General features: G+C 66.6%; 4 protein-coding genes and 1 pseudogene. All 5 read left to right on the forward strand.

The genetic code is table 11. From position 1 onward, the window contains the following. Nucleotides 1-1,475 (forward strand): SulP family inorganic anion transporter (locus ACR2JA_RS05580; protein ID WP_434008119.1); only part of this gene is annotated, 1,475 nt, incomplete at its 5' end. A 66-nt stretch (nt 1,476-1,541) separates the two neighbouring features. Further along, entirely contained in the window at nt 1,542-1,754 is a 213-nt protein-coding gene (locus ACR2JA_RS05585; protein ID WP_434008120.1) for a DUF3460 family protein, read from the forward strand. 34 nt (nt 1,755-1,788) lie between these two features. Beyond that, a complete protein-coding gene (locus tag ACR2JA_RS05590; RefSeq protein ID WP_434008121.1) occupies nt 1,789-2,640 on the forward strand; it encodes a segregation and condensation protein A in 852 nt (283 codons plus the stop codon). 64 nt (nt 2,641-2,704) lie between these two features. Continuing rightward, nucleotides 2,705-4,309, forward strand: coding sequence for an L-aspartate oxidase (nadB, locus tag ACR2JA_RS05595; RefSeq protein WP_434008122.1), 1,605 nt, complete (start codon nt 2,705-2,707; stop codon nt 4,307-4,309). Nucleotides 4,310-4,639: 330 nt separating this feature from the next. Next, nucleotides 4,640-5,367 (forward strand): annotated as a pseudogene (locus tag ACR2JA_RS05600) (ABC transporter ATP-binding protein); the annotation flags it as partial.

Raw genomic sequence — 5,367 nt, forward strand, 5'->3', positions numbered from 1 at the left:
AGGCGGGGCTCTGGACTGCCATCATCGCGGGCTTCCTGATCTCGGCCCTGGGCGGTACTTCGGTGCAGATCGGTGGTCCGGCGGGCGCCTTCATCGTCATCGTCTACGGCATCGTGGAACGCTACGGCGTGGCCAACCTGCTGATCGCCACTGCCAGCGCAGGCCTCCTGCTGTTCCAGCTGGGCCTGATCCGCCTGGGCACGCTGGTGCGCTACGTGCCGGTCAGCGTGGTCATCGGCTTCACCAACGGCATCGCGGTGCTGATCGCGCTGTCTCAGGTGCGCGACTGGCTGGGGCTGGACATCGCCAAGATGCCCGGCGACTTCTTCAGCCAGATCGGCGCCATCGCCCACCACATCGGCAGCTTCAACCCCTATGCGTTCGGGCTGGGCGCCTTGTGTGTGCTGGGCCTGTTCGTCTGGCCGCGCCTGTGGGCGGTGGACTCGCAATTCCGCCGCCAGCTGGACCAGATCGACACCGTGAGCGCGCTCAAGGCCACCTCGCGCCTGCCCGCGCCGGTGGTGGCCCTGGTCACGCTGTCGCTGGCGGCCTGGGCCCTGAGCCTGCCGGTGGAAACCATCGGCACCCGCTTTGGTGGCATCCCGCAGGGCGTGCCGGCCTTCGAACTGCCCGACTTCACCTGGGCCACCGTCAAGCAGCTGGTCACGCCCACGCTCACCATCGCCTTGCTGGGCGCCATCGAATCGCTGCTGTGCGCGCGGGTGGCCGACCAGCTCAGCGACACGCCCAAGCACGACCCCAACCAGGAGCTGATGGCGCAGGGCGTGGCCAATGTTGTGGTGCCCTTCTTCGGCGGCATGCCCGCCACCGGCACCATCGCGCGCACGGTGACCAACATCCGCTCCGGCGCGGCCTCGCCGGTGGCCGGCATCGTGCACGCGCTCACGCTCGCGCTGGTGGTGCTGATCGCGGCGCCCCTGGCCGCCCACATCCCGCTGGCGGTGCTGGCCGGCGTGCTGCTGTTCGTGGCCTGGAACATGGGCGAATGGCGCGAGTTCGGCCGCCTCAAGCACTTCAGCAACCACTACCGCCTGATGATGGTGTCCACCTTCCTGGTCACCATCGTGTTCGACCTCACGGTGGCGGTCGAGCTGGGCCTGGTGCTGGCCTGCGTGCTGTTCGTGCGCCGCCAGAGCGACATCTTCCGCGCCGATCCGGTCCCTGCCGAGGGCGCCCAGCTGCGGTTCCGGCTGTACGGCTCGCTGTTCTTCGGCGCCGTGGCCAAGATCGACCCCATCGTGAGCGCGGTGCAGCAGGCTCCCACCGGCGTGGCGGTGGTGCTGGACGCCACCCAGCTGATCTCGCTGGACACCACCGGCCTGGACGCGCTGGAACAGCTGCACAAGGCGATCGAAAAACGCGGTGGCCAGCTGCGCATGGTCGGCCTGAACGAACAGCCACGCTCGCTGATGCGGCGCTCGGGCTTCGCGGCCAAGCTACACGACAGCGAGTGACCCGGACTCGGCGGCCCCGCCCCGTTAAAATCCGTGTTTTCCCTCACACGCCCTGCGCTGACCGCCATGTCCTTCTTCGCCCGCCCGCACTACGCGTCTGACGCGACGCAGTTCATCGACCAGCTCAAGACCGCCCAGCCCCAGCTGGAAGCGGAGCAACGCCAGGGCCGCGCCCTGCTGTGGGACAAAACCCTGGACCGCGAATTCCAGCGCGACGCCGAAGCCGCCCGCGTGCCGCAAGGCGCCTACGTCTACCAGACGCTGCCCGACCCGCACTGATGGTCGCTGGCCCGCGCGCGCCCGGCACCGCTGCATGAATCCCGACACCCCTGCGATCGACCAGGCCCCCGAGGGGCTGGACGCCGTGTTGCCCGCGGTGGTCGACCAGGTGGCGCTGGCGCGCCTGTACGGCGAGCCGTTGTTCTCCATGCCGCGGGACCTGTACATCCCGCCCGATGCACTGCAGGTGTTCCTGGAGGCCTTTGAAGGCCCGCTGGACCTGCTGCTGTACCTGATCCGCAAGCAGAACTTCAACATCCTCGACATCCCGATGGCGGCGGTGACGCGCCAGTACCTGAGCTACGTGGACGAGATCCGCGCCAGCAACCTGGAGCTGGCGGCCGAGTACCTGCTCATGGCGGCCATGCTGATCGAGATCAAGTCGCGCATGCTGCTGCCGCCCAAAAAGACGGCCGAGGGCGAAGAAGCCGAAGACCCGCGTGCCGAGCTGGTGCGCCGTCTGCTCGAATACGAGCAGATGAAGCTGGCCTCGCAGCGCCTGGCCGAGCTGCCGCAGTACGGCCGCGACTTCCTGCGTGCCCAGGTCTATGTGGAGCAGGCCCTGGTGCCGCGCTTCCCCGACGTGCACGTGCTGGACCTGCAAAGCGCCTGGCGCGACATCCTCAAGCGGGCCAACCTGGTCCAGCACCACAAGATCAGCCGCGAAGAACTCTCGGTGCGCGAGCACATGAGCATCGTGCTGCGCAAGCTGCAAGGCCAGCGCTTCGTCGAGTTCGGTGACCTGTTCGACCCCAGCCGCGGGTCGCAGGTGCTGGTGGTCACCTTCATCGCGATGCTGGAGCTGGCCAAGGAAACGCTGATCGAGCTGACCCAGGCTGAAGCCTTTGCCCCGATCTACGTGCGCCTGGCGTACACACCCAACTGACCATCCTGCAGCCCGGCGGGCCTTGTCTCGCGCCGCTGCCCTCACACAAAGCCCCAGCACGGTCATGAGCACCACCCACCACTTCGACGTTCTCATCATCGGCAGCGGCCTGGCCGGCCTGACCGCGGCACTCAAGCTCGCCCCCACACACCGGGTGGCGGTGATCACCAAACGCGGGCTCTCGGACGGCTCCAGCAACTGGGCGCAGGGCGGCATCGCGGCCGTGCTGGGCGAGGGCGACAGCTTCGAATCCCACGTGCAGGACACCCTGATCGCCGGTGCCGGCCTGTGCGAGCTGGAAGCCACACGTTTCACGGTCGAGAACTCGCCCGCTGCCATCGCCTGGCTGCGGGAACTGGGCGTGCCTTTTTCCACCGAGAACGGCGACCTGCACCTCACGCGCGAGGGCGGCCACAGCCACCGGCGCATCGTGCACGCCACCGACGCGACCGGTGCCGCCGTCCAGGCCACGCTCAGCAAACGCGCGCGGGCCACGCCCGGCATCACGTTCTTCGAGAACCACATGCTGGTGGACCTGATCACCGACCGCAAGCTGCCCGGCTACAAGCACAGCCCGGCCCCGGTGCGCTGCCACGGCGCCTACGTGCTGGACGTGGACCAGGACGTGGTCGAGGTGTTCCGCGCGCCGCACACCATCCTGGCCACGGGCGGCGCGGGCAAGGTTTATCTCTACACCACCAACCCCGACACCGCCACCGGCGACGGTATCGCCGCCGCCTGGCGTGCCGGCTGCCGGGTGGGCAACATGGAGTTCATCCAGTTCCACCCGACCTGCCTGTACCACCCCAATGTCAAGAACTTCCTCATCACCGAGGCGGTGCGTGGCGAGGGAGGCCAGCTCAAGCTGCCGCCGCACCTGGGTGGCCACCGTTTCATGCCCGACCACGACCCGCGCGCCGAACTGGCGCCACGCGACGTGGTGGCCCGTGCCATCGACCACGAGATGAAGAAACACGGGCTGGACTGCGTTCACCTGGACATCTCGCACCAGAGCCCCGAGTTCCTGCGCGAGCACTTCCCGAACATCCTGGCGCGCTGCGCAGAACTGGGCATCGACATCACGAAAGAACCGATCCCCGTCGTCCCGGCCGCCCACTACACCTGCGGGGGCGTGGTGACCGACCTGTCGGCCCGCACCACGCTGTCAGGCCTGTACGCCGTGGGTGAGACCAGCTACACCGGCCTGCACGGCGCCAACCGTCTGGCCAGCAACTCGCTGGTCGAGTGCATGGTGTTCGCCCAGGCTGCTGTGCGATCCATCCAGGAAACCTCGGCCCCCGGTGCGCAGGAACTTCCTGCGTGGGATGAGAGCCGCGTCACGGATGCCGACGAGCAGGTGGTGATTTCGCACAACTGGGACGAACTGCGTCGCTTCATGTGGGACTACGTTGGCATCGTGCGCACCACCAAACGCCTGGGTCGCGCAGCGCACCGTATCGCCCTGCTGCAGCGTGAAATCCAGGAGTTCTACTCGCAGTTTCACGTCACGCGCGACCTGCTGGAGCTGCGCAACCTGGTGCAGGTGGCCGACCTGATCGTGCAGTCGGCCCTGCTGCGCCAGGAAAGCCGTGGCCTGCACTACAACCGCGACTTCCCCGACCTGCTGCCCGAGGCTCGCGCGACGATCCTCGTGCCTCCTGCACGCTAAGGCTTGCGACGCGAAGCGCGCATCGGTCCCCGCGTCATCTCCAAGCACCCTTCGAAGAGCTTGGGCCTGAGATACCCCACCGCGAAGCTGGCTGGGACCTAAAACACGGGCCTATCGCATTGAAGGAAGGGTAGAAGTGCGCGCGCCCAGGGCATGAGCGCGTTACTCGGCCTGATGCGAAGAATGTGCTGCAACGCTCCGTGCGCCGATCTCGCAGCGCGAGCAGCCGCTCCCGATAACCCCATAACTTGATCAGGTATAGGTCGAATCGTCAGACCGGGATTAAGATTGATTCCGTAATGAACCACTGTTTTACTTATAAAACATATCATGTCACCTGCCCCCTACACCTCTCCTGACACGCCTGCGATCGAGTTCATCGGAGTGGACAAGTGTTTTCCGGGACGCAACGGGGCACCCGATGTGCTGGCCGCGCGCAACGTGAGTCTTTCCATCGCGCCGGGGGAAGTGGTCTCCATCATCGGGCCTTCGGGTTGCGGCAAGAGCACCCTGCTGAACATGGGAGCCGGCCTCTCAAAACACTCGGCTGGCTAGGTGAAGGTGGGTGTCGAGTTGGTGTCAGGCCCCAACATGCATGTGGCGTTCATGCTGCAGAAAGACCTGCTGATGCCCTGGCGCACCATCGCCGAGAACGTTGAATTCGGGCTGGAACTGCGCGGTGTCAAAGCCAGCGAGCGGCGCGAGATCTCGACACGTCTGCTGGCGCAGTGCCACCTCAAGGGTTTTGAGGGTCACTACCCCAACCAGCTTTCGGGCGGCATGCGTCAGCGCGCCGCCATGGCCCGCACCCTGGCGGTGGACCCGCTGGTGCTGCTGATGGACGAACCGTTCTCGGCCCTGGACGCACAGACCAAGATGATCCTGCAGCAAGACCTGGCCCGCACCGTCAAGGAGAACGGCAAGACGGTGCTGTTCATCACCCACGACCTGGCCGAAGGCGTGGCGCTGTCCGACCGCATCCTGGTCATGAGCGAGCGCCCCGGCACGATCGTCGAAGAAATCGTGGTGGACATCCCCGGGCGCGACAACCCGATGCA

It is taken from the genome of Hydrogenophaga sp., from assembly GCF_051007235.1.
In the GTDB taxonomy this organism is placed as follows: domain Bacteria; phylum Pseudomonadota; class Gammaproteobacteria; order Burkholderiales; family Burkholderiaceae_C; genus Hydrogenophaga.

What these genes read in the sequence shown, in the direction of transcription:
- ACR2JA_RS05585 (WP_434008120.1), top strand. Translation starts at nt 1,542, where the DNA reads ATGTCCTTCTTCGCCCGCCCGCACTACGCGTCTGACGCGACGCAGTTC.
- ACR2JA_RS05590 (WP_434008121.1), top strand. Translation starts at nt 1,789, where the DNA reads ATGAATCCCGACACCCCTGCGATCGACCAGGCCCCCGAGGGGCTGGAC.
- nadB (WP_434008122.1), top strand. Translation starts at nt 2,705, where the DNA reads ATGAGCACCACCCACCACTTCGACGTTCTCATCATCGGCAGCGGCCTG.